This is a genomic window from Bacillus mycoides (genome assembly GCF_018742245.1).
Lineage (GTDB): Bacteria > Bacillota > Bacilli > Bacillales > Bacillaceae_G > Bacillus_A > Bacillus_A cereus_U.
The window spans coordinates 3,784,354-3,809,343 of the sequence record NZ_CP036132.1; the positions used below are offsets into that span (position 1 = coordinate 3,784,354).

Here is a 24,990-nt window from a genome sequence, read left to right on the forward strand (position 1 = left end):
AAAATACTGGAAAGATTATATCATTTGTCACTAGAATTGTAACAACTTTCAAAAGAGGTGAAAAGTATGAAAAATTTTCAACCTTCCGAAGTAGTAACATCATTGCCGACACAATTTTTCGCTTCACTTGTTGCAAAAGTTAACAAAGTCGTTGCAGCTGGTCACGATGTTATTAATCTAGGTCAAGGTAATCCAGATCAACCAACACCACAGCATATCGTAAAAGCTTTACAAGATGCTGCTGAAAAGGCCATTCATCATAAATATCCGCCATTTCGCGGACATGAAAGCTTAAAAGAAGCCGTGGCAACATTCTATCAACGTGAATATGATGTAGTAGTAAATCCAAAAACTGAAGTTGCTATTTTGTTTGGTGGAAAGGCTGGATTAGTAGAATTACCAATTTGTTTTACAAACCCTGGTGATACCATTCTCGTTCCAGATCCAGGCTATCCAGATTATTTATCCGGAGTTGCTTTAGCAAAAGCGCACTTTGAAACAATGCCGCTTATTGCAGAAAATAATTTTTTACCAGACTATACGAAAATTGATGACTCTGTTACGGAGCAAGCAAAGTTAATGTTTTTAAACTATCCTAATAACCCTACCGGCGCTACTGCATCAAAAGAATTCTTTGATGAAACCATTCATTTTGCTAGTAAACATAATATATTAGTTGTTCATGATTTTGCTTACGGTGCTATCGGATTTGATGGTCAAAAGCCTGTTAGTTTCTTGCAAGCAGACGGCGCCAAAGATACAGGAATTGAAATTTACACTTTATCAAAAACTTTCAATATGGCTGGCTGGCGTATTGCTTTTGCAGTGGGGAATGAAAGTGTCATCGAAACAATTAACCTATTGCAAGATCATATGTATGTTAGTATTTTTGGTGCAGTTCAAGATGCTGCCCGCGAAGCACTATTAAGCTCGCAGTCTTGTGTGGTAGAACTTGTTAATAGTTATGAATCTCGGAGAAACGCTCTTATTTCAGCTTGTCACTCAATTGGTTGGAATGTAGATATTCCAACAGGATCATTCTTTGCATGGCTTCCTGTACCAGAAGGATATACATCTGAGCAATTTTCTGATATTTTGCTAGAAAAAGCACACGTTGCAGTTGCTCCTGGTGTTGGATTTGGTGAGCACGGCGAAGGGTATGTCCGTGTTGGTCTCTTGCATACAGAAGATAGATTACGAGAAGCTATTAATCGAATTGATAAATTAAATTTTTTCAAAAAGTAATTGACAACATGAAAAATATCTGACAAAATTCAGTTATCTTAAAAATTTAAACATTTCTAAATACTTCTTATCAAGAGCAGGTGGAGGGACGAGCCCGACGAAACCCGGCAACCGATCTACAATTGTAGACACGGTGCTAATTCTCGCAGCGTTACGCTGACAGATAAGGAGCTGGTTGTAAAAAAACCTCTCCTTAGCTGAGAGGTTTTTTTATTTAACTAGGAGGTTTTAACAATGAGCGGAATTATAGCGACATATTTAATCCACGATGATTCTCACAACTTAGAAAAGAAAGCGGAACAAATTGCAATTGGTTTAACAATTGGCTCGTGGACTCATTTACCACACTTATTACAAGAACAATTAAAACAACATAAAGGCAATGTCATTCATATTGAAGCGTTAGACGAACAAGAACATATTAACTCTTACCTTGGCAAAAAAGTATCACGTGGACTCATTAAAATTCATTATCCATCTCTGAACTTTAGCCCCGACTTACCAGCCATTTTGACAACAACATTTGGAAAACTTTCGTTAGATGGAGAAATTAAACTAATTGATTTAACATTCTCAGACGAATTAAAGAAACAGTTTCCTGGACCAAAATTTGGAATCGAAGGCATTCGAAACCTGTTACAAGTTCAAGATCGCCCTCTTCTAATGAGTATTTTCAAAGGGATGATAGGACGGAATATTGGATATTTAAAAACTCAACTACGCGATCAGGCAATTGGAGGCGTAGATATTGTAAAAGATGATGAAATTTTATTCGAAAACTCATTAACACCACTTACAAAAAGAATTGAATCTGGGAAAGAAGTTTTACAATCTGTATACGAAACTTACGGACATAAAACTTTATACGCAGTAAATTTAACAGGGCGAACTTATGATTTAAAAGAGAACGCGAAACGTGCGGTGGTGGCTGGAGCAGACATTCTTTTATTTAATGTATTTTCTTATGGATTAGATGTACTGCAATCACTTGTAGAAGACGATGAAATTCCAATTCCTATTATGGCACACCCTGCTGTAAGTGGCGCATATTCGTCATCGAAACTATACGGGTTCTCTTCTCCATTACTACTTGGAAAATTACTACGTTATGCTGGTGCTGATTTCTCTTTATTCCCATCACCATACGGCAACGTTGCATTAGAAAAAGAGGAAGCTCTTCTCATTACAGAAGCATTAACTGAGGAAGACCACTATTTCAAGAAAAGTTTTTCTGTTCCATCTGCTGGAATTCATCCTGGTTTCGTTCCCTTTATTCTACGAGATTTTGGTAAGGATGTTGTTATTAATGCCGGCGGCGGGATTCATGGGCATCCAAATGGAGCTCAAGGTGGTGGCAAAGCTTTCCGTGCTGCAATTGAAGCTACTTTACAAGGTAAACCACTCCATGAAGTGGATGAAATAAATTTGCATAGCGCACTACAAATATGGGGAAATCCTTCTCATGAGGTGAAATTATGAGTATTCAAGTATTTTGTGATTTCGATGGTACGATTACAAATAACGATAATATCATGTCCATTATGGAAAAATTCGCACCACCAGAAGCAGAGGAAATAAAGCAAAAAATTTTATCGCAAGAACTTTCTATTCAAGAAGGTGTTTCTCAATTATTTCGATTAATACCTATTAATCTACACGATGATATTATTCAGTTTTTACAAGAAACTGCTGAAATCCGTACAGGTTTTTATGAATTCATACAATTTATTAATGAAAATAATATTTCCTTTTACATTATATCAGGTGGAATGGATTTCTTCGTCTATCCACTCTTACAAGAAATAATCCCTAAAGAACAAATTTATTGTAATGCAACTGACTTTTCAGGAGAATTTGTTGAAGTTAAATGGCCGCACCCTTGTGACGAGCAATGTCAGCATAGTTGCGGTCTCTGTAAATCATCATTAATTCGGAAACTAAGCTCTAAAGATGATTTTCATATTGTGATAGGAGATTCCATTACTGATTTACAAGCAGCAAAACAAGCAGATAAAGTATTTGCCCGTGACTTCCTTATTACAAAATGTGAAGAAAATCATATTGCTTATACATCCTTTAACACATTTCACGATATTCAAGTCGAATTACAACATTTGTTGGAGGTGAAATCATGAAACAACTTTTTCGTCAATGGTATGACTTAAGTGAAATAAAAAAAGAATTAACAACTCGGAATTGGTTTCCAGCAACAAGTGGAAATATTTCTATAAAAGTCAGTCATGATCCCCTTACTTTTCTTATTACAGCAAGTGGCAAAGATAAAACAAAAACCACTCCAGATGATTTTTTATTAGTAAATCATCAAGGAGTTCCCGTTTTAGAAACTGAGTTACGCCCTTCAGCAGAAACAATATTGCATACACATATTTATAACAGTACGAATGCTGGGTGCGTACTTCATGTTCATACAACTGATAATAATGTCATCACAAATTTGTATAGTGATAAAGTCACCCTTCAAAATCAAGAGATTATTAAAGCTCTTGATATTTGGGAAGAAGGTGCAACGATTAGCATTCCTATTATCGAAAATAATGCTCATATCCCAACGCTTGGAGAGAAATTTAGAAAACATATACAAGGAGATTCAGGAGCAGTATTAATTCGAAACCACGGCATTACCGTATGGGGCCGTGATAGCTTTGATGCAAAAAAAAGATTAGAAGCTTATGAGTTTTTATTCCAATTTCATATAAAATTATTATCAATTCAAGGAGGCGTTTCTAATGGCGCAAATTCGTATTCATGAGGAAAATACTCGTATTGAGAATGAAGTAGCAGTATCAAACTTTCTACAAGGAGAAGATGTTTTATATGAGAAATGGAATATTTCTAAACTTCCTACTCATTTAAAAGAAAATTACTCCTTAACAGATGAAAACAAAACTGAAATATTAACGTTGTTTTCAAAAGAAATTGCTGATGTTTCAGAGCGCAGAGGTTATAAAGCATATGATGTGATTTCACTTTCAAATAGCACACCTAACCTTGACGAGTTATTAATTAATTTTCAAAAAGAACACCATCATACTGACGATGAAGTTCGCTTTATTGTCAGCGGTCATGGCATCTTCGCTATTGAAGGAAAAGATGGTCGATTCTTTGACGTTGAACTTGAGCCTGGTGATCTTATATCTGTACCTGAAAATGCAAGACACTATTTTACCTTACAAGATGATCGCCAAGTTGTAGCTATTCGTATTTTTGTTACAACAGAAGGTTGGGTTCCAATTTATTAAGGTAGCTAGTTGAATAAAAGAACTTGGAACCCCTTTTCCAATCTTTTATTCACTCTACATATATACATCCTCCTATGGAACAGGCTTATTTCATAACATTGAAGTAAGCCTGATTTTTTATTTACTAAAGTGATTTGTCCCTTTCGTTTGTTTAAATCAAATATCTCGAATCGTAATTCCACTTTATCAAGTACATTTCGGAATACTTTTTGAACATTTATTGAACTTTTTTTGAATTTTTTCTGAAAATTCTGTTTTGTGTATGATATACTACAACTAATAAGAAGGAAAATAATATTGCAAACAGAGGGGGATAATCATGAGTTTACTTATCGCACTTATACTAGGAGTTATATGCGGAGCTATTCCTGTCATTTTAGGAGCTATTATGGAAGAATTAGAAGTTGGTGTTTTAGGTTTTGCTGCATCGTGTGTAAGCGCTTTATTTTTCGGTTTATATGGTGCTATTCCTGTTGCTATTCTGTGCGCATTTTATATACTACGCCATGCTCGCGCGAAACAGTTGGGGCCTAATCACATTGCACAAGTTATTCCATTCCCAATTGAAAGATGCCGTCGCGCTTCCAGCCTATAGATTATCCAACTTAAATATTATGCCTGCCTAAATAAATAAAAAGTCCTCAAATGAGGACTTTTTATTTATTTTCTTCTAGAAATTGAAACAATTCTTGCAAATGAAGTGCATCTTCGCTATAGCTAACGGATACATGACATGTCCCTTCAATCTCAGCATGCATATAAAGGGCAATTCCATCCCGATCATATTTCAATGCCAAATAAAACTCCATTTCCTCTAACATCTTTTTCGAGGTTCGGATAACATAATGCCCTTTCTCATCTCTTCCATATTCAAAATTTGGTTCAAAATCGTATTTTTGTTTAAAAGCTTCTTTTTGCTTATCATTAATCTGTACACAAGTTGCTCGTTGCACAGCATCAATCATTTCGTCAAACTTTTGGAGATCCATTTCATTTACCCCCTTATATACTTTTTGTATAATACTTGTGTTCCGCTATTCTCTTTTCCATCTGCGATTAGCTCTTCATACAATTCCTTCGCTAGGGTTAAACCCGGTACTGGTAATTGTAATTTTTCAGCTTCATCTAAAGCAATCTTCATATCTTTCATAAAATGCTTTACATAAAAGCCAGGTTCAAAATCTCCTTTTAACATTCGAGGAGCTAAATTACTTAATGACCAGCTACCTGCAGCTCCTGTCGAAATACTCTCTAATACTTTATCTGCATTAAGTCCCGCCTTTTTCGCATACGCTACCGCTTCACATACTCCTATCATGTTAGAAGCAATTGCAATTTGATTGCACATTTTTGTATGTTGTCCACTCCCAGCAGGGCCTTGCAACTGAATATTTGTTCCTAGTTTTTCAAATAGAGGTAAGCAAATATCATATATTCTGTTCTCTCCACCGACCATAATTGCTAGTCTAGCTTCTTTAGCTCCAACATCCCCTCCAGATACTGGTGCATCTAATGTATATATATTCTTGCTTTTCGCAACTTCATTAATACGTTTTGCCAATGTTGGTGTCGATGTTGTAAAGTCAATTGCTATCGTACCTTCATTTGCATGTTCTAAAATTCCATCTATCCCAAAGTACACTTCTTCTACATCATGAGGATAACCAACCATCGTCATAACAACATCAACTTGCTCTACTAACGCTTTCGGTGTATCACACCAAGTCGCACCCTCTTGCACTAAAGAATCCGCTTTTTCCTTCGTTCTATTATATACATATACTTTATAACCACTTTGCATTAAATGGTTAACCATACTTTTTCCCATCACACCAATACCAATAAAACCTATTGATAAATTTTTATTTTCCATCTTCTCATCCCCTTTGTTCTAATAAATCATTTACCATCTTCCGAAATTCCTTATTAAAATCATCATCCAAACTATTCTTCACATTTGAGAATAAAATAACAAACGTTCCTTTTTCTTTATTGAAATTATTAAACGTATTCCAACCAGAAAGTACACCATGGTTATGGAAAAAATCAGGATATATGTAAAAGCTAAATGCATATTTTCTTTCTTGTGAAGGTGTAAACATCGCTTGTATACTTTGTTCAGAAAGAAGCTTACCATTTATAATCGCTTCATCTAATTTCTTCATATCTCCTACTGTCGTATACATCTCACCAGAGCCATATAACCAGTCCATCCCTAATTTTTGCGCTGGTACAAGTTCTTGATCTTTCTTCACATAACCCTTCGTGAAGTTTTTATCTCCAGGCACCATATTTCCCATACCTGATTCATGCATCTCTGCCTTTGTAAATATATTTTCTTTTATATAATCTCCTAAAGGCTTTTTCGTTATATTTTCTATAATATAAGCGAGCACCATGTAATTATAATCCGTATACTTCCAACCTGTTCCTGGTGGAAAATCTAACTTTTGACTTCCAATCCAATTTATTAAATTTATACGTGAAGCTACATTAACCTTTCCTTTCCCACTTTCCGGTAAACCAGATGTATGTGTTAATAAGTGATATAACGTGATGTTTTTATCTGCTGGAAATGAAGGAATGTATTTATTTACATTATCTTGGATATTTAACTTCCCTTGTTCTTGTAACTGTAGAATGGATGTAGCAACAACTGTTTTCGTAATAGAACCGATACGATATTTTGTTTGAGGTGTATTTTCTATTTTATTTTGAACATCAGCATATCCATATCCTTTATTCAATATAACATGCTCTTTATCTGTCACCAAAACTGTCCCATTAAATTGCTTTCCTACTAAATACTGATCTAACTTTTGAGATATACTAGCATAATCAATTTTTTGTAATTCTTCTATATTATCTTGTACCTCTGACTCAATAGCAGGCGTTACCTTTGTTGTTAATACTGCTTGTTCCTTTGGATCTGGACTATAGAGAAAATAGTATACTCCGCCGCAAACTACAGCAGACAGTGAAACCATAGCCATTATTTTTTTTATCATATTGTTCCTCCGTCGTTACTTCATTTAAAATGGTCCCCCATATTCTATTATCAGGTAATAAAAAAAAATCGCAACAATTTGTTGCGAAAAATCACATTTTTTCTTTCCTATATATACATACTTGATTTTTCCCATTTTTTTTTGCTTCATATAATGCAATATCCGCTCTTTGCATTAATTCTTCTTTAGTAATCCCATTCTCATGTAACGCAACTCCAAAACTCGCTGTTAACTTTGAAATTCCAGAGAATTGCTTTGTTTCAATAAAAAATCGTAATGACTCCGCAACTTGAAACGCTTCTTTTTCTACCGTATTTGTCACTAATATTATAAATTCCTCTCCTCCCCACCTTGCAAATATATGTTGATTTTCAACTTTAGATTTCATAAGATCTGCTAGTTGTACTAATGCTAAATCGCCAAAATCATGACCATATGTGTCATTTACTGATTTGAAATTATCTATATCAAACAAAATAAGTGCTATTTTTTCATCGTTACGTACTACATTCTCCCACTCTTTCTCCAATATTTGTTGGAATTTCAAACGATTATATATTTCTGTCAATGAATCTATCATAGCAAGTCTTTCTTGCTCTTGATAGATTTCGTCTAATTCTGTAATCTCTGTGCACTTTACAATAAATCTCGATAAATCTTCTGGCAACGGTGTCGCACGTAATAAAAATGTTGATACGACCCCTTCATAATTGGACATCTTAATTCTTCTATCATATGATAATGTATCATCTAACCATGTTATATCATGAGCTGTTGAATAATATCCATTTTCTCTAATAAAATGTTCAGCAAATACTAAATGCTGCTCACGATAAGCAAACAAATTTTCATATCCGAAAAACTCTAAAAAATTCGTATTACAATCAACAATCTCATCATCTTCTACTATAAATAATAGATCATTTTGAAAATCAAACATCGTCTGAAGTAGTTCTTGTTGCAAACTTACTTGCCGTACTAAAGAAAGTTGATACAAACTCTTATTCACTTCCTCTAACACTACTTGTGGAGTTACTGGGGCTATCACAATATTACGTATTCCTAACGTAAGCACCTCTGTAAATTCGTTTGTTATCTGTTGATCCCAAATGACAATGAATGTACTATGGAGATTATACATATTCTTTATATATTTTATTTGAGAAAAATCTGTTACATACATAATTACAATATGTGGTTTAGTCTTATGAAACAATAGTTCTCCTTCTTCAAAACTATTTGCTATAAACATACATTTTGGATGGACATTTTCTATCGTTTGTTGATGTGTACATCCATCTTCTATATAAAGGACATTCAACTGAAGATCTTGTAATACATTTTGGAAAACAGTATTCTCTAATAAAAAATGTAGTATGTTCATCACTAGTCTTCACTCACTTCATATATCTTGTTTTACTGAATTCCTCACAATCATTTTATAAAAGATTGTTCTCAAAAAAATCCAATTAGTGAGGGATACATATTAACAAGCTAATTGAGAATGTTATCTTCGCTTATCTACTCTAGAAATTCCTTTTTTAGTGTATGATTATATGAATTGTATCGTTTGTATGAATGCCCTCCTTATTACTTAAAACTTGACAATTAAAATAAAGTTATTATATTCTTAAATTCGATAACTTACAAAATGTAAGTAGAATATATTACATGTATTTTAAATTAAGCTGATATGTAATTTGGAGGATATATAATGACAAACAGTGACTTTTTTAACGTTTTATATGAACGCACATCTACACGTGCATTCAACCCTGAAAAAGAAATTTCATCTACAGAATTACACGAAATTTTAAAAGCAGCTGCTCAAGCACCTTCTGCTTGGAACTTGCAACACTGGAAATTCTTTGTTTTCCAAGGCGAAGACGTACAAAAACGATTACACCCAATTGCTTATAACCAACAACAAATTCTTGATGCTTCCGCCGTAGTCGCTATTTTAGGTGATTTAGAAGCATATAAAAATGTTGAACCTGTTTACGGTCCAATTGTAGAACAAGGATTTATGAAAGAAGAAGCAAAAGAGCGCTTAGCTAAAAACATCGAATCTGCATATACTCGTGAGCAATACCCACGAGATGCTGCCTTTTCAAATGCTGCTTTAGCAGCAATGCAACTTATGCTTGCTGCTAAAGCAACTGGCTGGGATACTTGCGCAATTGGTGGTTTCAACCCACAAGCACTAATGGAAGAATTTAATGTTTCATCTCGTTACGTACCAATTATGCTTATTACAATTGGTGAATCAACTTTAAAAGGTCACCCTGCACCGCGCATGAGCGTAGAACAAGTGAGTGAATGGGCGAAATAATAAAAAAACGAAGGTAATTTCATTACCTTCGTTTTTTTATATTCTGTCACACATCCGTAATATTACAATGTATTATTCGACATCTACACATAGAGAAATCGTAATTTTCATGCTATCCCTATAAACAGATATGGCGTTTCGTGTCGAAATTTGTTAAAGCATCGAAATATAACCGTGTATTTTTGTTACAATTGTGATACAATGATAACAAATAGATAACAAGAGAGGGATTTTCATTGAGTTCATACGGAAGCTTTATCGCACTTTTAAGTTACATAGTAACTGTACTACTGCTATATTTTATTGGCGATGCTGCAAACATATCAGTGTTACAATTCCCTAAAGAAGAAGCGTTACAATTAGAAGTAGAAAAACATACTGCACGATCCATTGCACCACTACTCTTAGCTCTTCCTGTATATATCATCGTTTTATATAAAAGTAAAAAAGTGTAAAGGCTACCTATTTCATTCATTTCGGTGGTCTTTACATTTTTTTGTGATATTTCCCCTATTTTAAACATCATTCCATACTAAATACCCATCTAGTCATTTAAAATGAGAAAATCCCCTAGAAAAATTTCCATTATCTGTCCAGTCACCGACTGCCGAACTTACATAGATTATAAGTGTGAAGGGGGTGATGAGGATTATGTTTGGATCATTTGGATGCTGTGATAACTTTAGAGAATGCCATCATCGTGAAAGAGAGTGTGACCATCGCGAGAAAGAGAGAGAAAGAGAAGAAGTTAGACCACACCGACCTGCTGTATGTAACGTACTTGCTACCATTTCAGTTGGAACAGAAATTTCCCTTTTAAGCATTAGAGGCGATGGATCATTCCGTAATTTAATTTTTGAAGGTTTCGCTAACGGTGTTGCTCTTTTCTCTGCTTTAGCTCGTAATAACAAAGACAACAACAACAACAATAATAATAAAGACGATAAGAACAATCAGAATAGTTTTACTGGAATTTTACGTGTATGCCCAACTGATATCGTTGCAATCGCTATCTAATTCTGTTCTTTATCCTCAATAGTCGCAAAATAAGATTTACTTTTCTCATAGAAAAAACCTGAGATCGATTTCGAATCGTCTCAGGTTTTTTTACTATTATATGCTTTTAACTAATTCAACAACTTCTTCAGCAGTTGACATTGTTAATGCTTTTTCTGCTAATGTTTCCATTTCTGCTTTTGACAACTTGCTTAGTTGTGTTCTTGCAGGAAGAATAGATGTTGCACTCATACTGAACTCATCTAAACCTAAGCCTAATAATAATGGGATAGCAAGTGAATCTCCTGCCATCTCACCACACATACCAGCCCATTTGCCTTCTTTATGAGCAGCATCGATAACCATTTTTACAAGACGTAAAATAGATGGGTTATACGGTTGGTATAAGTAAGCTACTTGTTCGTTCATACGGTCTGCAGCCATTGTGTATTGGATTAAGTCATTTGTTCCGATAGAGAAGAAATCAACTTCTTTTGCGAATTGATCTGCTAATACTGCTGAAGCTGGAATTTCAACCATCATACCAACTTCAATAGAATCAGAAATAGTTGTACCCGCTTGAACAAGTCTTTCTTTCTCTTCTAATAAGATTGCTTTCGCTTGACGGAACTCATCAAGAGTTGCAATCATTGGGAACATAATTTTTAAGTTACCGTATACGCTAGCACGAAGTAATGCACGAAGTTGTGTACGGAACACATCTTGCTCATCAAGACATAAGCGAATTGCACGGTATCCTAAGAATGGGTTCATTTCTTTTGGTAAATGTAAGTATGGAAGCTCTTTATCTCCACCGATGTCAAGTGTACGAACAACGACAGGTTGACCTTCTTTTACACCTTCAAGAACTGCTTTATACGCTCCGAACTGCTCTTCTTCTGTTGGAAGATTGTCACGGCCCATGTATAAGAATTCTGTACGGTATAAACCAACGCCTTCTCCACCATTATCGATAATACCTTGTACATCATTTGGTGTTCCGATATTAGCAACAAGCTCAACATGATGTCCATCACTTGTTACAGTAGCCTGATCTTTTAATTTTGCCCATACAGCTTTTTGCTCTTCAAATTTCGCTTTCTTTTCCTCAAAAGCACGAAGAGTTTCTTCACATGGGTTTACAATTACTTCTCCATCTAAACCGTCAATGATTACGATATCGCCGTTTTGGATTTTCTCCATAACAACCTTCGTACCAACAACAGCTGGAATTTCCATAGAACGAGCCATAATTGCAGAGTGAGATGTACGTCCACCGATATCAGTTGTGAAACCTTTTGCATACTTACGGTTTAACTGAGCTGTATCAGATGGTGTTAAATCTTCAGCAATGATGATTACTTCTTCAGAAATTGTACCAGGGTTTGAGAAGTTAATTCCTAGTAAATGTGCAAGAACACGTTTTGTTACGTCGCGAATATCCGCAGCACGTTCTTTCATGTATTCGTTATCCATGTTTTCAAACATAGAAATAAACATTGATGCAACTTCATCCATTGCAAATTCAGCATTTACTTTTTCGCTATTTACTTTATCTTTTACTGGATTTACTAATTCCGGATCATTTAATACTAATAAATGTGCTTCAAAGATAGCAGCTTTATCAGCACCTAGCTCAGCAAAAGCGTGGTCCTTAATAGCTTCTAGTTCAGATTTTGCTTTCTCAAGCGCAGCGTCTAAGCGTGCAATTTCAGCAGCTTCGTTTGTAATTGATTTCTTTTCAATGTTAAATTCAGGATTCTCAAGTCTGAAAGCCTTTGCAATAGCAATCCCACTTGATGCAGCGATCCCTTGGATATTAAGAGTCATTATTCTCCTAATCCTTCGTTTTTCATAGTTTCTTCGATAGCTGCTAGTGCTTGAGCTGCATCATCACCATTTGCAGTGACCTTAATTTCCGCGCCTTGTTGAATTCCTAAAGACATAACACCCATGATTGATTTTAAGTTAACGTTTTTTCCGTTATACTCTAAGTTAATGTCAGAACCGAATTTGCTTGCAGTGTTTACAAGTAGAGTTGCTGGACGAGCATGAATTCCTGAGTCGCTAGTTACTTTAAAGATTTTTTCCATGATAATTTATCTCCTTTAAATACAGTATTTTTTTAGTTGTATAGACGTGAGTACTACATCATCTATTGTATATAATAGGCGATGTTCGGTCAACCACATCGCCTATTATAATTATAAACATTTTGCTTCAAATTCCTACTGAATGTCAATAATAGCGTTTTCGCCCTTCTTAACATTTCCATCTTTTTTCAATTCGACTTGTTGCCCTTGTTGTAAATTCGTAAAGACGATTGGTGTAATAATAGATGGTGCATTTTCTTTTACAAATGCAAGATCTACTTTTAATAATGGTTGTCCTTGCTTCACTTTATCACCTTGTGCTACAAGTGCTTCAAAGCCTTCACCATTTAATTTTACAGTATCAATACCGAAGTGGATTAAAATTTCTTTTCCGCCTTCAGACTGAATACCAATCGCATGTTTTGTAGGGAATACATTTACAATCTCACCATTAACCGGAGAAACTACTGTTCCTTCTGTTGGCTCAATCGCAAATCCATCTCCCATCATTTTTCCTGAGAATACTTGGTCAGGTACTTCTGTAATCGGTAAGATTTTTCCTTCAATTGGTGAAACGATTGTTTCATTTTCATCAACCTGTTGAGGAGCTTCTTCCGCTTTTACAGGCGCTTCTTTTTCAACATGAGGTGTACGACCTGACATAATATCATGAATTTGTGATTTTAATGTGTCAGATTTCGGTCCGAAAATAGCTTGAATGTTATTTCCAACTTCAAGTACACCGGCTGCTCCAAGCTCTTTTAAGCGGTCTTTATTTACATTTTTTTGTTCGTTAACTTGAACGCGTAAACGAGTAATACAAGCATCTAACGAAGCAATGTTTTCTTTACCACCAAGTGCTACTAATACTTCACGTGGAAGTTCTCCTGCTTCTGTTTTCCCTGCGCCTTCATTAGCATTCGCTACTTCACGACCAGGTGTTTTTAAGTTCCATTTACGGATTGCGAAACGGAATCCGAAGTAGTAAATAACTGCTAGTACAAGACCAACAATAATTACCCACCACCATGCCGTACGACCTGGTAGTACACCGAATAATATGAAGTCAATTAAACCACCAGAGAATGTCATACCAATTTTAACACCTAAAATTTGCATTGTCATAAATGATAGACCAGCGAATACTGCATGAATTCCGAATAATACTGGTGCTACGAATAAGAATGAAAATTCAAGCGGTTCTGTAATACCTGTTAAGAAAGATGTTAATGCAGCAGATCCTAAAATACCAGCTGCTAATTTTTTATTTTCTGGACGTGCTTCATGGTACATTGCTAAAGCTGCTGCTGGAAGACCGAACATCATGAACGGATACTTACCAGTTGTAAATGTACCAGCTGTTAATTCTACGCCATCTTTTAACTGTGCCATAAAGATTTTTTGGTCACCACGGATTAATTCGCCAGCTGCATTTGTATACTGACCGAATTCGAACCAGAACGGTGAATAGAAAATATGATGTAATCCAAATGGAATTAATGAACGTTCAATTAAACCAAATATAAATGCTGCTAACGTTCTATTTGCATCAATCATTTGATGTGAGAACGTATTTAAGCCACCTTGAATGTATGGCCAAACGAAACACATGATAATACCTACTACTAATGAGAATGTTGCAGTTGCGATCGGTACGAAACGCTTACCTGCAAAGAAACCTAAGTATGATGGTAATTCAATATTGAAGTATTTATTATAACAATATGCCGCTACTATCCCGACGATAATACCACCAAACACTCCTGTTTGCAGCGTTGGAATTCCTAATACGTTTGCATATGCTGGATCTGAAAATCCAATTTTCACTGGATCTGTTCCAGTGCTTGTTACTTTCACTAGTTTATCTACTTCTAAGAACACACTCATCGTTTTGTTCATAATTAAGTAGCCGACGAACGCTGCTAAACCAGCTACTCCGTCTCCACCAGCTAAACCGATTGCTACCCCAACTGCGAATAATAGCGCAAGGTTAGCGAAAATAATATCACCCGATTGTTCCATAATTTTTGCAACCATTACGAACCAATCTGCTTTTAAAGCAGGGATAACATTTGTTAGTTGTGGATTTTGAAATGCATTACCAAATCCAAGTAAAATACCTGCTGCCGGTAAAATCGCTACTGGAAGCATAAGCGCTTTTCCGACTTTTTGAAGAACACCAAAGATCTTCTTAAACATGGAAACCCTTCCTCTCTTATCTATATTGATACTTTTCGACAAACGCCAAAAAGGCATGAGGAAAAAAAAGATAGAACGATAGCTATACAAAGGGTAGTATGTCCCTTTCTTTAGCTTACATTCCCAACTTTTCTCCACTCATGCCTGATCGAATCAGTAACACGTGTCAAAAATAGGATTACGTATAAGTTCACTATAATTAAAGCAAACGTTTTCGTTATTTACCTTAATGTGTTTGTCGAATTTTGTATAACTTTGCAATAGTTATTATACATAACTATTGTAAGCGATTCAATCATTTTTTTTAACGTTTTCATTTTAGACAAAAATATATGTCTTTTTACACATGTTCTGCTTTCACTAATCGTTGTAAATGCATCGTTAAATAAATACTCTCCGCTTCATAAACAGGAAGTTGTAATTCGTTCTGCATTACTTTGACTAGCTTCCATGCCAAATTGTAACAAACTGGATATTCTAATTTTAATAAATCAGCAAAACTTTGTGCTTCTTCTACTTTTTCTCCTTTTTTCACCCGTTCAATAGCATATTGCAAATGACGAATAAGGCGTAAATAATGAATGCTTTCTTGGTCTAATGTAATTTGTAGGTTTATCTCAATTAAAGACACAAGTTGTGCAATAAGACGGGAATTTTGATTAACAGAAGATAAATCAGAGTTTGTAAGCGAGCTGTAAATATGGAGTGCGATAAAGCCAACTTCTCCTTCTGGCAATATAATTTGCAAACGAGAATTTAAAAGTTGCACAACTCCTTCAGCAATTTCATATTCCTCTGGATATAGCATTTTCGTTTCAACTAAAAAAGGATTATCTATTGTAAGTCCTTGTTTTAGCCTTTTAATTGCAAAAGAAATATGATCTGTTAAAGCGATATGAATATGTTCATTTAATGGAGACTCCGCTTTTTCTTGAATGTATAACATAATATCATTCATCAATTCAATTAGCTTTTCACTCACATGTGGCACTAAAAGTTTGTATTGTTCTCGATCACGTTCATTTTTTAAAACAAACATTTTCTCAATTTGTTCTTGCTCCAACACATCTTGAGCCTTTTTTCCAAATCCAATTCCTTTACCGATCACTACTACTTCCTCGTGTTCAGGATGGCTAGCAATGATGACATTATTATTTAAAACTTTTTTAATTTCTAGATAATTACTCATATAACACCACCCTCGTACTTAAATAGCCTACTTTTATGTTACAGAATATTCTTCTTTGTCGTCAATGTAAAACATCTACCATTTGATAAAAATTCATTTTTTAGACATGTTTGTATATGATGCGTATAATGTAAAAGCAACTGTACATAGAAAGGAGATAGCAACATGATTAAAATGTTTGTAAGTGATATCGACGGTACAATGATGCAACATGGAGGTCTAATTGATGAACAAGATATTGTAGCACTTCGCAGTCTTGCTGAGCAAAATGTTATTCTTTGTTTCGCTTCCGGGCGACTTGATAATGAAATCGCAGACTTAATGAAGGCTGTAAATACAAATTTCCATCGCATTAGTGTGAACGGTGTTTTCGTATATACACAAGAAAATAAACAACTATTATCTGCAACATTCGATTCCAGTATTCTACCTGATTTGTTAGCAATGACAAATGAAGACCCTTATTTCCGTTATGTAAGTGATGAGCATAATTACTATATTGAAGAAAAGACACCTTTTATTCATGAACTCGAAAAACAAATAACAATGACTTCTGTTGAAGAACCAAATTTATTACAGAAAATCGATGATACAATTTTTCCAAATAAAATTTCTATCGGTGGAACAAAGGAAAACTTACAACTCCTTCAAAAAAAGATTAATGAAAAATTCTGTGGAAAAGTTAGTACTTTCATTTCAGCTGAACAATGTTTAGATGTAATGCCACCAAATATTAGTAAAGGTTCTGCTATTTCCGTTTTATTACAAGAGTTTCAAATACAACCAGAGGAGGTTGCGTGCATAGGGGATTCTTACAATGATATTCCAATGTTTTCTTTAACTCCTCATAGTTTTGCTATGTCTCAAGCTGATGACGCGGTAAAAGAGCACGCTCACTATGTAGTAGATACTGTCAAAGATGCCGTTAACCAAGTGCTTGTTTATAATGAAGAAGCAAATAAAAATACGACTCGATCCTTATAAGGATGAGTCGTATTTTTATTTCTTTACATGTTGAAAACATCAAAGTTCACTGTACTTCACAAACTGAAATATATTACTTGTTACGTGCGATGTTCGTAATAAATTTGTAACGATCCCCACGATAAATACATTTCACATACTCTAACGGTAACTCACCTTCTGAATATGACCATTGACGCATTACAAGTACAGGCGCCTTTTTAGGAATATGCAGATGTTCAGCTTCATTATCCGTTGCAATTGAAGCTTCAATTGATTGAGTAGCGCGAACAAGCTTAAAGCCCAGTTTTTTCTCTAAATGTTCATATAAAGATTGTTGCAATATTTCTTCGTTAATATCTTTCACAAGAGTTGGCGACAAATATGTCGTCTCAAATGCAATTGGTTCGTCATCAGCTAAGCGCGTACGCCTCACTTCATAAACCGATTCTCCCTCTTGTATTCTCAGCCGGTCTGCTATTTTAGCAGTAGCTGGAACTAGGCGGAAACTTAATAACTGGCTGCTCGGTTTCATACCACGAGAAATCATATCTTCTGTGAATCCCGTCATTCCTTGCAACTTTTGCTCCACTTTCGGAAGTTGGACGAACGTTCCAATCCCACGTTTCCGGTATAAATAACCTTGTTCCACTAAGTTATTAATCGCCTGTCTGATTGTCATACGACTCACTTCGAACTTATCACAAAGTTCGTTCTCAGATGGAATTTTATCTCCCGGCTTCCATTCGCCTTCCTCAATTAGCTGTTTCACCCACTCTTGAATCTGATAATAGATCGGAAATGGTGAATACTTGTCGATGTTCATCAGCAATCGCCTCACTGCATAAAGATAGAGCTTCTGGATCTGCGATTACGGTTACATTCGGATGACGTTGTAGAACTGTAGCAGGACACGCCTCACTATATTCACCTTGCAATAACTCTTTAATAGCTTCTGCCTTTTTAGATCCCATAGCAACAAGTAGAATTTGTTTCGCTTTCATAATACTTCCAATTCCCATTGTAATCGCATGAGTCGGCACATCTTCTTCATTTTCAAAGAAGCGAAGGTTTGCTTGGCGCGTAGATTCTGTTAATTCTACAATGTTAGTTGGAGAATTAAATGGTGTTCCTGGCTCATTAAATCCGATGTGACCGTTTTCACCGATTCCAAGAATCTGTAAGTCAACTGGGTTAGCTACTAGAATGCCTTCATAACGCTTGCACTCTTCCTCTAAATCACTTGCCATCCCATTCGGTACATAAGTTTGTTTAAATCGAAGATGATCAAACAACTGTTCTTGCATGAAATAGTGATAGCTGTTTTTATCTTCGTGTGGTAAATTTACGTACTCATCTAAGTTTACAGTGGTTGCATGACTTGTATCAAGTTTATTTTTTCGCATTTCTGCATAAATACCTAATGGAGAGCTTCCTGTAGCCATTCCTAAAGTTGGATTTTCTTTTGATTTTACAACCTCTTTAATTAACTTATAACCTGCTTCTGCTAATTCTTCTGGAGTTTTTACAACAAGAATATTCATCTAATTACTTCCCTTCCTTCATATGAATTCCTAAACGAACCGTATCATATACATGTAATTCTTCAGTCATAACAACAAAGTCTGCATCTTTACCTGCCGCTAACGCGCCTTTATTATTTAATCCAAACTCTTCTGCTTGGTTAACTGATGTCATCAACACTGCATCCTCGATTGAACATCCTGTAAATTCAATTACATTTCGGAAAGCTTGATCCATTTTTAAAATACTACCAGCTAACGTTCCATCTTCTAATCGGGCACTGCCATCTTTTACATGTACTGGCTGTCCGCCAAGCTCATATAATCCTTCTTCAAGACCTTTTGCACGCATTGCATCTGTAATGACACTTACTTTTTTCGGTCCTTTTAATTTATATGCTAATTTCACCATATCAGGGTGAATGTGAATACCATCTGTAATTACTTCAACCATTACATCTGGATTTAATAACACATGACCAACAACTCCTGGTTCACGATGATGTAATCCACGCATTTGATTGTATAAATGTGTTGCATGTGTAATTTTTCTATTTTTCAGTTGTGCATCAATCGCATCTGTATGCCCCATTGTGCCAACAACACCTGTTTCAGCAAGATACTGTTCAAACTCTAACGCACCTTCTTCTTCCGGTGCATATGTTACTAATTTAATTAGATTACCGCTTGCTTCCTGCCATTGTTTAAATTGCTCGATACTCGCAGGAACAATATGTTCAAGTGGTTGTGCACCCGCACGTTTTTTTGAAACATATGGTCCTTCTAAGTGAATATATTCGAAATGTGCTCCTTTATCTTTCGCTTCCTTCGCAGCACTTAGCGCCGCTTCAATCGCTTCTGGAGCTTGTGTCATTGTTGTTGGGAAGTAAGTTGTAACTCCTTCTTTTAACATTTCTTTACCAAGAGTTACTAATCCATCGCTATTTGCATCCATCGCATCAATATCGTATCCACCATGAATATGAACATCAATCATACCTGGAATCACAATCTTTCCTGCCGCATCTAACACAGTTTCATTTTCTTGTGATACATATTGAGCCATCAAACCAATTTCTTTAACTGTTTCTGCGTAACGAATAAATCCGTTTTCCACTACTTCTTTACCTGTATAAATTTTGGCATTGATGACAACTTGCGTTTTCATTTTCATCGATCCTTTCCCATGAAATACCTACTTATTATTATTACCTTATTCGCCTAATCCCATCTTAATATACACACAAGTAGTTGTCTATACATTCTAATGAAATTTCCTCTTCGTTCAGCGAAAAAAGGAAATTGATTTCTTTTTCATTATAATATATATTATCCATTTTTTCCAAAATGGATAATAACCTCTTATATAATTAGTTACTTAAGTAATGGCATAAGACCGCTTGCCCCCATAGTAATATGTTCACCATCTGTTTCTATTTCTACAGTTCGCTTGTTTGTTCCGTATATCATTATACCACGCTGTTTTAATCGTCTTACTACACTTTGATGAGGATGCCCATACGGATTTCTACTCCCGTACGAAAGAATAGCGAATTGTGGATCTACTTTTTTTAAGAATGTTTCACTCGTTGAAGTATACGAGCCATGATGCCCAACTTTTAATACATCTGCATGTACATCAAATTGCTTTAATATTTCATTTTCCGTCCGTATATCAGCATCACCCATTAATAAAAAGTCCGCTTTACCATATCGAATCTTTAACACAATTGAGGACTCGTTATTCTCGTCTTTTGATTTACCATTGTTCAATACTTGTATAGAAACATGTGGATCTAGCGGTATGTATTGTCCTTCCTTCACTGAAATGAAAGGAATGCCTCTTTTTTTAATGTTATTCCGATACGTATGATAAGTAAATGAACTATATGTTTTCCCACTATCTAATACGAGTGAAACTGGCATTTGTTCTACAATTGGAATAAGCCCCCCTATATGGTCCATATCAGGATGAGTACTTACAATCACATCTAAATGATTAATTCCTTTTTCAATTAGTTTTTGAATAATAACCTCTCCCGCTTCATAAGGGCCCCCATCTATTAACATCGTTTGACCATTTGGCAATGTAATAAGTGTCGCATCACCTTGTCCAACTTTTAAAAAACTCACTTTCATTTTACCGAAATGTTGCCGCTGCATATGTATAGAAGACGTAGTATGAATAGACATCATATATCTTTTAGCCGATGCGCTGTTTAACGAAAAACATAATAAAACAGAAACCAACAATAGAATACTCCGTACACCCTTCATAGCTCGTCTCCTTTTTTCATTTAGTATGGCACGCTCTGTAATTGATATACAAAAAAAGCTTAGCAAAATGCTAAGCTTTTATTTTGATAATTCCTGTAAAGAGCCAAAGAATAAATCTGCTTCATTCATTTGTTCATTTTCTTCCGAAAGAGGTGGTAAATCATCTAACGTTTTCAATCCAAACGTATCTAAAAACTCTTTCGTCGTTCCGTATAAAATAGGGCGCCCTGGTCCTTCCGCTCTTCCCGTTTCTTTTATAAGTAAGTGTGAAACTAACGTTTGTAATGCCTTGTCTGTTTTCACGCCTCGAATCTCTTCCATTTCTGTCCTTGTAATCGGTTGACGGTACGCAACGATTGCCAACGTTTCAAGAGCTGCTTGAGACAGTGACGCCGTTGTTGGGGTATCTATTAATTTTTGATAGTATGCAGCATGTTCTTTCTTTGTTGCAAAACGATACACTTTTGCATATTGCACAATTTGCAGACCGCGATTCGATCCTTCACATTCTTTTTGCATTTCCTCTATACTGTTTATTACTTCTTCCACTTCAACTTCCAGAACTTTAGCTATCTGTTCCGGATAAATCCCTTCGTCACCTGCAACAAATAAAAGCCCTTCAATAATCGCCTTTTGTTCTTTTCTATCCATTTTACGAACTCCTTCCTCCTATTTCCCATAAAAAATACACATAAAAAAACCGAATCACAGTAAATGCGTTCGGTTCAATATTTCTTCTCTCGTTCCAAACGATACATTAAAACCTAACATGAGATAAAATATTTCTATCCCATCTTCACTTGCTGGCTCTATAAGGATTTATTAGAGCTTGATACGAAAATTTCATCAAAATTATGTTCTTGCTCAATTATGATTTGTTGATTTTTCATTAGCTCAAGAACCGCTAAAAATGTTACAACCATTATTTCACGTTCTTCATCAGCAAACAAATCATAAAAACTTTGACGACCGCCTCTTACTTCTAACTGCTGTAGAATATCCGTCATTCGCTGTGCAATTGGTATTTCTTGGCGAGTAATTCGCGTTGTTACGGGGGTCTTTGCTTTTTTACGACGCATTAGCTTTTGAAATGCCGCTAACATATCATATAACGTAACATCAAGAGGTAAGCTTGTCTCCTCTTCTTGTTGAAATGATGTAAAATCAATTGGCGGACGTGTATATAGCTGTGCTCTTTCTTGTTCTCTTTCTTTTAACTCAGTAGCAACTTGCTTATATTTCTTATATTCAATTAACCTCTCCATCAATTCTTGACGAGGGTCATCTATAAAGTCTTCACCGTTATCAGGTACATCTTCTTCTTGTTTCGGTAACAACATTTTACTTTTAATTTGTAATAACGTTGCAGCCATTACTAAATACTCACTGGCAACATCTAATTGTAATTCTTTCATCGTATGGACATAAGATAGATATTGCTCTGTAATTTCCGCTACAGGAATATTATATATATCGATTTCGTAACGATGTATTAAGTGTAACAATAGATCTAAAGGCCCTTCAAAAGCCTCTACTTTAAAATTATACTGCACAAAGCATCCCACCACATTTTTTCTATAACACCATAAGTATAGAGCATACTCATGTTCTATCCAACCTTTTTAAGAAATTTAATTAAAAATAGACCTATGCCCATGTCATAATGCCCACCGCTTCATATGATAACAGTGTAGTAAGAACAATGTAGGAGGTCAAAAAACTATGGGTCACGTTGATTGTGGTTTTAGCGGTGGGTTCGCATTACTTGTTGTACTGTTCATTTTACTAATCATTGTAGGAGCAGCTTGCTTCTGCTAATAGGAAGCAAGAAAGCGACTAGGGATACTTCCCTAGTCGCTTATTGTTAATATTTCTATGATAAACTGTACATATAACCGTTAGACAGGAGCGAAAAAAAATGTATCCTACCGAGTACATACAATTTTTAATTCATTTTCACGGAGACTGTGATTATTTTGAATGTCATGAAATATTAGAAGAGTATTGGAAATTAAAACCTAGAGGAGAACGCGACACTTACTTAGTCGGTCTCATTCAAATTGCTGTTTCCTTATACCATCACAGACGATCCAACTGGAATGGCGCAGAGAAGATGATAAAAAGCGCAATAGCACTTTTAGAAAAGAACAGTGTGCCGTTACATCAATTAGGAATAGATCATAAACATCTTATATTCTTATTAAATGAAAGGTTACAATCTATCCACAAAAAGGAATTTTTCGCGCCGTTATTTTTACCATTATTAGACGCATCGTTAGAAAAACAATGCATACAGTTATGTAAGAAACAAAACCTCTCTTGGAAAGATGTGAATTTCATTCCTGGTGAATACATCATAAATAAGCACACATTGCGTGATCGAACAGAAGTCATTTCTGAACGACACGAACAACTACAAAAAAGAAAGCAGAGATAATAAACTACTTATCCCTGCTTTCATGAATGTATATTTTGTTCAAGTTCTTTACACTTTTTGCAAAAACTTGCTGTTTGCTCATTTCCGCAAATTGTAAACTCAAGAAATTTACTCTTAAGCTCTTGAACCATCTTCGTCCCAATCCCCATATGACGGTGAGACGGATTCACGCTCAAATGCTGAATTTCCAATACCTGATCTTCTTTTTTTATAATCCCCATTATCCCAACAAAATCTTCATTTTGTTTCCACAAATACAATTGCCAATCCTCTTTCGCTTCATACTCTTTCATTGTCAATTGTAATGTTTTTACATCTTTTTCAGTTGGCATAAATGAAAGAAGCCCCATTGCAATTTTTTCATAACTTTTTTTAAAACGAATTAACATAACCCTTATCCCTTCTTACAAAAGTTACAAACTATTTATCCCATCAATCACTCTTTTCATATCACATTCATTCTACAATATTTTTACCAGAGTGAGAAGAGGCTGAAACAACTTGATAATCATACAAAGCGTTAAGAAGAAAGTCAAATATATGTTTCCACGCTATTTCTCTCTATTACACCGCTCAAAAAAAGAGACAATACTGTATAGGAACTAAAAGGAGAATCCCTTTCTCATCACATTTCAATTATTAACCACTTTTGAACAAATTAGTTCTACCAAAAGCAATATGTTAAGAGAAATCCATTTATTGAAGCATATAATTCGTACTCCATTCTATGTATTTTGTTAAAAGTGTGTTCTGATGAACAATATATTTTAACGCTAGTAGTCGTCCTATTTGTGTCATATACTTTAAAATATATACCGATTCCTGTTTATAGAAAATAAAAAAAGAGAGCAAAATCGCTCTCTTTTTCTCATAACTTATTCTTCCCAAACTTTAACTTCTTTCATTACATCACCTTGACGCATGTTTAATACTGTTTCAATACCGCTTGTTGCTTTACCGAATACAGTATGTACGCCATCTAAATGCGGTTGTGGCTCATGAACAACAAAAAATTGGCTACCACCTGTATTACGGCCAGCATGCGCCATAGAAAGTGATCCAACAAGGTGTCTATGAGGATTTCCATCAGTCTCACATGGAATAGAGTAACCTGGGCCACCTGCACCTGTGCCTGTTGGGTCTCCACCTTGGCTTACGAAGCCAGGAATAACGCGGTGGAATGTCACGCCATCATAAAATCCTTGCTCTGCTAATTTTTTAAAGTTTTCTACTGTTTTTGGTGCCTCTTCTGGGAAAAATTCTAAATCGATTTTTTCGCCATTTTCCATTAATATGTATCCTAAAGTTTTCATATGTATATGTCTCCTTTCAACTATCTCAGCACTATATTACCATATTCATGACGAGAAACAAAAAGAATCCGACAATCTGCATACTTCTTTTTCGAAATGTGGAAAAAGCTAGGTGACAAATTTTAAAAATATACTATAATAACTGTGTTGCCCGA

At 35.3% G+C, this 24,990-nt stretch carries 28 protein-coding genes and 1 riboswitch; of the genes, 12 read left to right on the forward strand and 16 right to left on the reverse strand.

Going from position 1 to position 24,990, the window contains the following annotated elements; genetic code table 11:
• Positions 1 to 66: 66 nt before the first annotated feature.
• The 6 genes from EXW56_RS19245 to EXW56_RS19270 all read left to right on the forward strand — a co-directional run bounded on the left by EXW56_RS19245 (position 67) and on the right by EXW56_RS19270 (position 5,100).
• Complete coding sequence (locus EXW56_RS19245) at positions 67 to 1,245, forward strand: pyridoxal phosphate-dependent aminotransferase (RefSeq protein ID WP_002199461.1); 1,179 nt, start codon at positions 67 to 69, stop codon at positions 1,243 to 1,245.
• A gap of 64 nt (positions 1,246 to 1,309) precedes the next feature.
• A riboswitch (SAM riboswitch) is annotated at positions 1,310 to 1,415 on the forward strand.
• A gap of 64 nt (positions 1,416 to 1,479) precedes the next feature.
• Positions 1,480 to 2,724, forward strand: coding sequence for a 2,3-diketo-5-methylthiopentyl-1-phosphate enolase (gene mtnW, locus EXW56_RS19250; RefSeq protein ID WP_078172878.1), 1,245 nt, complete (start codon positions 1,480 to 1,482; stop codon positions 2,722 to 2,724).
• A complete protein-coding gene (locus EXW56_RS19255; RefSeq protein WP_215596858.1) occupies positions 2,721 to 3,380 on the forward strand; it encodes a 2-hydroxy-3-keto-5-methylthiopentenyl-1-phosphate phosphatase in 660 nt (219 codons plus the stop codon). Before mtnW ends, EXW56_RS19255 begins: the two co-directional genes overlap by 4 nt.
• Positions 3,377 to 4,015: a methylthioribulose 1-phosphate dehydratase gene (locus EXW56_RS19260; protein WP_002199458.1), complete on the forward strand. Its 639-nt coding sequence runs from the start codon at positions 3,377 to 3,379 to the stop codon at positions 4,013 to 4,015. The genes EXW56_RS19255 and EXW56_RS19260 overlap by 4 nt, the downstream gene beginning before the upstream one ends.
• Complete coding sequence (locus EXW56_RS19265) at positions 3,993 to 4,505, forward strand: 1,2-dihydroxy-3-keto-5-methylthiopentene dioxygenase (RefSeq protein ID WP_002199457.1); 513 nt, start codon at positions 3,993 to 3,995, stop codon at positions 4,503 to 4,505. Before EXW56_RS19260 ends, EXW56_RS19265 begins: the two co-directional genes overlap by 23 nt.
• A gap of 319 nt (positions 4,506 to 4,824) precedes the next feature.
• The gene (locus tag EXW56_RS19270; protein WP_002111585.1) at positions 4,825 to 5,100 is read left to right on the forward strand and encodes a hypothetical protein; all 276 of its coding nucleotides are present in this window, start codon (positions 4,825 to 4,827) and stop codon (positions 5,098 to 5,100) included.
• Positions 5,101 to 5,161: 61 nt separating this feature from the next.
• Here the strand turns inward: EXW56_RS19270 and EXW56_RS19275 are convergent, their stop codons facing one another.
• From EXW56_RS19275 to EXW56_RS19290, 4 genes are all read right to left on the reverse strand, one after another.
• Positions 5,162 to 5,494, reverse strand: coding sequence for a DUF3909 family protein (locus tag EXW56_RS19275; RefSeq protein ID WP_002199456.1), 333 nt, complete (start codon positions 5,492 to 5,494; stop codon positions 5,162 to 5,164).
• 5 nt (positions 5,495 to 5,499) lie between these two features.
• Positions 5,500 to 6,378 carry an NAD(P)-dependent oxidoreductase gene (locus EXW56_RS19280; protein ID WP_002199455.1) on the reverse strand — a complete coding sequence of 293 codons (879 nt, stop codon included), beginning with the start codon at positions 6,376 to 6,378 and terminating at the stop codon, positions 5,500 to 5,502.
• Positions 6,379 to 6,382: 4 nt separating this feature from the next.
• A complete protein-coding gene (locus EXW56_RS19285; protein WP_002199454.1) occupies positions 6,383 to 7,513 on the reverse strand; it encodes a serine hydrolase domain-containing protein in 1,131 nt (376 codons plus the stop codon).
• A gap of 91 nt (positions 7,514 to 7,604) precedes the next feature.
• Complete coding sequence (locus EXW56_RS19290) at positions 7,605 to 8,897, reverse strand: GGDEF domain-containing protein (protein WP_215558626.1); 1,293 nt, start codon at positions 8,895 to 8,897, stop codon at positions 7,605 to 7,607.
• Positions 8,898 to 9,227: 330 nt separating this feature from the next.
• Between EXW56_RS19290 and EXW56_RS19295 the strand changes: the two genes are divergently transcribed.
• The 3 genes from EXW56_RS19295 to EXW56_RS19305 all read left to right on the forward strand — a co-directional run bounded on the left by EXW56_RS19295 (position 9,228) and on the right by EXW56_RS19305 (position 10,862).
• Complete coding sequence (locus tag EXW56_RS19295) at positions 9,228 to 9,845, forward strand: nitroreductase family protein (protein ID WP_002199452.1); 618 nt, start codon at positions 9,228 to 9,230, stop codon at positions 9,843 to 9,845.
• Between the two features lie 236 nt (positions 9,846 to 10,081).
• The gene (locus EXW56_RS19300) at positions 10,082 to 10,300 is read left to right on the forward strand and encodes a hypothetical protein (RefSeq protein WP_002199451.1); all 219 of its coding nucleotides are present in this window, start codon (positions 10,082 to 10,084) and stop codon (positions 10,298 to 10,300) included.
• Between the two features lie 196 nt (positions 10,301 to 10,496).
• Positions 10,497 to 10,862, forward strand: coding sequence for a DUF3915 family protein (locus EXW56_RS19305; protein ID WP_215596859.1), 366 nt, complete (start codon positions 10,497 to 10,499; stop codon positions 10,860 to 10,862).
• A 96-nt stretch (positions 10,863 to 10,958) separates the two neighbouring features.
• On the opposite strand, the gene ptsP is transcribed toward EXW56_RS19305, so the two are convergent.
• The 4 genes from ptsP to glcT all read right to left on the reverse strand — a co-directional run bounded on the left by ptsP (position 10,959) and on the right by glcT (position 16,322).
• The gene (ptsP, locus tag EXW56_RS19310) at positions 10,959 to 12,671 is read right to left on the reverse strand and encodes a phosphoenolpyruvate--protein phosphotransferase (protein ID WP_002199449.1); all 1,713 of its coding nucleotides are present in this window, start codon (positions 12,669 to 12,671) and stop codon (positions 10,959 to 10,961) included.
• Entirely contained in the window at positions 12,671 to 12,934 is a 264-nt protein-coding gene (gene ptsH / locus EXW56_RS19315) for a phosphocarrier protein HPr (RefSeq protein WP_002033915.1), read from the reverse strand. Before ptsH ends, ptsP begins: the two co-directional genes overlap by 1 nt.
• A gap of 135 nt (positions 12,935 to 13,069) precedes the next feature.
• Positions 13,070 to 15,133: a PTS glucose transporter subunit IIABC gene (gene ptsG, locus EXW56_RS19320; protein WP_002199448.1), complete on the reverse strand. Its 2,064-nt coding sequence runs from the start codon at positions 15,131 to 15,133 to the stop codon at positions 13,070 to 13,072.
• A gap of 340 nt (positions 15,134 to 15,473) precedes the next feature.
• Entirely contained in the window at positions 15,474 to 16,322 is an 849-nt protein-coding gene (glcT, locus tag EXW56_RS19325; protein ID WP_215596860.1) for a glucose PTS transporter transcription antiterminator GlcT, read from the reverse strand.
• 165 nt (positions 16,323 to 16,487) lie between these two features.
• Here glcT and EXW56_RS19330 point away from each other — a divergent pair, with 165 nt between their 5' ends.
• Positions 16,488 to 17,306 carry an HAD family hydrolase gene (locus EXW56_RS19330; RefSeq protein ID WP_215596861.1) on the forward strand — a complete coding sequence of 273 codons (819 nt, stop codon included), beginning with the start codon at positions 16,488 to 16,490 and terminating at the stop codon, positions 17,304 to 17,306.
• Between the two features lie 73 nt (positions 17,307 to 17,379).
• Here EXW56_RS19330 and phnF read toward each other — a convergent pair whose 3' ends face one another.
• From phnF to EXW56_RS19360, 6 genes are all read right to left on the reverse strand, one after another.
• Positions 17,380 to 18,111: a phosphonate metabolism transcriptional regulator PhnF gene (gene phnF / locus EXW56_RS19335; RefSeq protein ID WP_078172874.1), complete on the reverse strand. Its 732-nt coding sequence runs from the start codon at positions 18,109 to 18,111 to the stop codon at positions 17,380 to 17,382.
• Positions 18,041 to 18,829, reverse strand: a complete 789-nt coding sequence (gene nagB / locus EXW56_RS19340; protein WP_002199445.1) for a glucosamine-6-phosphate deaminase — start codon at positions 18,827 to 18,829, stop codon at positions 18,041 to 18,043. The genes phnF and nagB overlap by 71 nt, the downstream gene beginning before the upstream one ends.
• Positions 18,830 to 18,833: 4 nt before the next feature.
• On the reverse strand, positions 18,834 to 19,976 hold the full coding sequence (gene nagA / locus EXW56_RS19345; protein WP_002111602.1) for an N-acetylglucosamine-6-phosphate deacetylase: 1,143 nt from the start codon (positions 19,974 to 19,976) through the stop codon (positions 18,834 to 18,836).
• 206 nt (positions 19,977 to 20,182) lie between these two features.
• Positions 20,183 to 21,085: a ComEC/Rec2 family competence protein gene (locus tag EXW56_RS19350; RefSeq protein ID WP_002145925.1), complete on the reverse strand. Its 903-nt coding sequence runs from the start codon at positions 21,083 to 21,085 to the stop codon at positions 20,183 to 20,185.
• Positions 21,086 to 21,163: 78 nt separating this feature from the next.
• Positions 21,164 to 21,736, reverse strand: coding sequence for an SMC-Scp complex subunit ScpB (scpB, locus tag EXW56_RS19355; protein WP_002111604.1), 573 nt, complete (start codon positions 21,734 to 21,736; stop codon positions 21,164 to 21,166).
• 158 nt (positions 21,737 to 21,894) lie between these two features.
• Positions 21,895 to 22,638 carry a segregation/condensation protein A gene (locus EXW56_RS19360; RefSeq protein WP_002111606.1) on the reverse strand — a complete coding sequence of 248 codons (744 nt, stop codon included), beginning with the start codon at positions 22,636 to 22,638 and terminating at the stop codon, positions 21,895 to 21,897.
• A gap of 169 nt (positions 22,639 to 22,807) precedes the next feature.
• Here EXW56_RS19360 and EXW56_RS19365 point away from each other — a divergent pair, with 169 nt between their 5' ends.
• Together EXW56_RS19365 and EXW56_RS19370 are read left to right on the forward strand one after the other, a co-directional pair.
• Positions 22,808 to 22,903 carry a YjcZ family sporulation protein gene (locus EXW56_RS19365; RefSeq protein WP_000510194.1) on the forward strand — a complete coding sequence of 32 codons (96 nt, stop codon included), beginning with the start codon at positions 22,808 to 22,810 and terminating at the stop codon, positions 22,901 to 22,903.
• Positions 22,904 to 23,003: 100 nt separating this feature from the next.
• Positions 23,004 to 23,522 (forward strand): DUF309 domain-containing protein, encoded by a 519-nt coding sequence (locus tag EXW56_RS19370; protein WP_002199444.1) that lies wholly within the window; start codon positions 23,004 to 23,006, stop codon positions 23,520 to 23,522.
• Between the two features lie 20 nt (positions 23,523 to 23,542).
• Here EXW56_RS19370 and ribT read toward each other — a convergent pair whose 3' ends face one another.
• Together ribT and EXW56_RS19380 are read right to left on the reverse strand one after the other, a co-directional pair.
• Positions 23,543 to 23,911 carry a GNAT family N-acetyltransferase RibT gene (gene ribT, locus EXW56_RS19375; RefSeq protein ID WP_000908403.1) on the reverse strand — a complete coding sequence of 123 codons (369 nt, stop codon included), beginning with the start codon at positions 23,909 to 23,911 and terminating at the stop codon, positions 23,543 to 23,545.
• 486 nt (positions 23,912 to 24,397) lie between these two features.
• A complete protein-coding gene (locus EXW56_RS19380; RefSeq protein ID WP_000853785.1) occupies positions 24,398 to 24,835 on the reverse strand; it encodes a peptidylprolyl isomerase in 438 nt (145 codons plus the stop codon).
• Between the last annotated feature and the right edge of the window lie 155 nt (positions 24,836 to 24,990).

Excerpts from the sequence above, each read along its gene's own strand:
- EXW56_RS19255 (WP_215596858.1), top strand. The coding sequence starts at position 2,721 with ATGAGTATTCAAGTATTTTGTGATTTCGATGGTACGATTACAAATAAC.
- nagB (WP_002199445.1), bottom strand. The coding sequence starts at position 18,829 with ATGAATATTCTTGTTGTAAAAACTCCAGAAGAATTAGCAGAAGCAGGT.
- EXW56_RS19290 (WP_215558626.1), bottom strand. The coding sequence starts at position 8,897 with ATGAACATACTACATTTTTTATTAGAGAATACTGTTTTCCAAAATGTA.
- EXW56_RS19305 (WP_215596859.1), top strand. The coding sequence starts at position 10,497 with ATGTTTGGATCATTTGGATGCTGTGATAACTTTAGAGAATGCCATCAT.
- EXW56_RS19380 (WP_000853785.1), bottom strand. The coding sequence starts at position 24,835 with ATGAAAACTTTAGGATACATATTAATGGAAAATGGCGAAAAAATCGAT.
- EXW56_RS19350 (WP_002145925.1), bottom strand. The coding sequence starts at position 21,085 with ATGAAGGGTGTACGGAGTATTCTATTGTTGGTTTCTGTTTTATTATGT.
- glcT (WP_215596860.1), bottom strand. The coding sequence starts at position 16,322 with ATGAGTAATTATCTAGAAATTAAAAAAGTTTTAAATAATAATGTCATC.
- EXW56_RS19275 (WP_002199456.1), bottom strand. The coding sequence starts at position 5,494 with ATGGATCTCCAAAAGTTTGACGAAATGATTGATGCTGTGCAACGAGCA.
- EXW56_RS19265 (WP_002199457.1), top strand. The coding sequence starts at position 3,993 with ATGGCGCAAATTCGTATTCATGAGGAAAATACTCGTATTGAGAATGAA.
- EXW56_RS19245 (WP_002199461.1), top strand. The coding sequence starts at position 67 with ATGAAAAATTTTCAACCTTCCGAAGTAGTAACATCATTGCCGACACAA.
- EXW56_RS19260 (WP_002199458.1), top strand. The coding sequence starts at position 3,377 with ATGAAACAACTTTTTCGTCAATGGTATGACTTAAGTGAAATAAAAAAA.
- EXW56_RS19330 (WP_215596861.1), top strand. The coding sequence starts at position 16,488 with ATGATTAAAATGTTTGTAAGTGATATCGACGGTACAATGATGCAACAT.
- mtnW (WP_078172878.1), top strand. The coding sequence starts at position 1,480 with ATGAGCGGAATTATAGCGACATATTTAATCCACGATGATTCTCACAAC.
- EXW56_RS19270 (WP_002111585.1), top strand. The coding sequence starts at position 4,825 with ATGAGTTTACTTATCGCACTTATACTAGGAGTTATATGCGGAGCTATT.
- ptsH (WP_002033915.1), bottom strand. The coding sequence starts at position 12,934 with ATGGAAAAAATCTTTAAAGTAACTAGCGACTCAGGAATTCATGCTCGT.
- EXW56_RS19365 (WP_000510194.1), top strand. The coding sequence starts at position 22,808 with ATGGGTCACGTTGATTGTGGTTTTAGCGGTGGGTTCGCATTACTTGTT.
- ptsP (WP_002199449.1), bottom strand. The coding sequence starts at position 12,671 with ATGACTCTTAATATCCAAGGGATCGCTGCATCAAGTGGGATTGCTATT.
- EXW56_RS19295 (WP_002199452.1), top strand. The coding sequence starts at position 9,228 with ATGACAAACAGTGACTTTTTTAACGTTTTATATGAACGCACATCTACA.
- scpB (WP_002111604.1), bottom strand. The coding sequence starts at position 21,736 with ATGGATAGAAAAGAACAAAAGGCGATTATTGAAGGGCTTTTATTTGTT.
- ptsG (WP_002199448.1), bottom strand. The coding sequence starts at position 15,133 with ATGTTTAAGAAGATCTTTGGTGTTCTTCAAAAAGTCGGAAAAGCGCTT.
- EXW56_RS19280 (WP_002199455.1), bottom strand. The coding sequence starts at position 6,378 with ATGGAAAATAAAAATTTATCAATAGGTTTTATTGGTATTGGTGTGATG.
- EXW56_RS19370 (WP_002199444.1), top strand. The coding sequence starts at position 23,004 with ATGTATCCTACCGAGTACATACAATTTTTAATTCATTTTCACGGAGAC.
- phnF (WP_078172874.1), bottom strand. The coding sequence starts at position 18,111 with ATGAACATCGACAAGTATTCACCATTTCCGATCTATTATCAGATTCAA.
- EXW56_RS19285 (WP_002199454.1), bottom strand. The coding sequence starts at position 7,513 with ATGATAAAAAAAATAATGGCTATGGTTTCACTGTCTGCTGTAGTTTGC.
- nagA (WP_002111602.1), bottom strand. The coding sequence starts at position 19,976 with ATGAAAACGCAAGTTGTCATCAATGCCAAAATTTATACAGGTAAAGAA.
- ribT (WP_000908403.1), bottom strand. The coding sequence starts at position 23,911 with ATGTTAATTCGTTTTAAAAAAAGTTATGAAAAAATTGCAATGGGGCTT.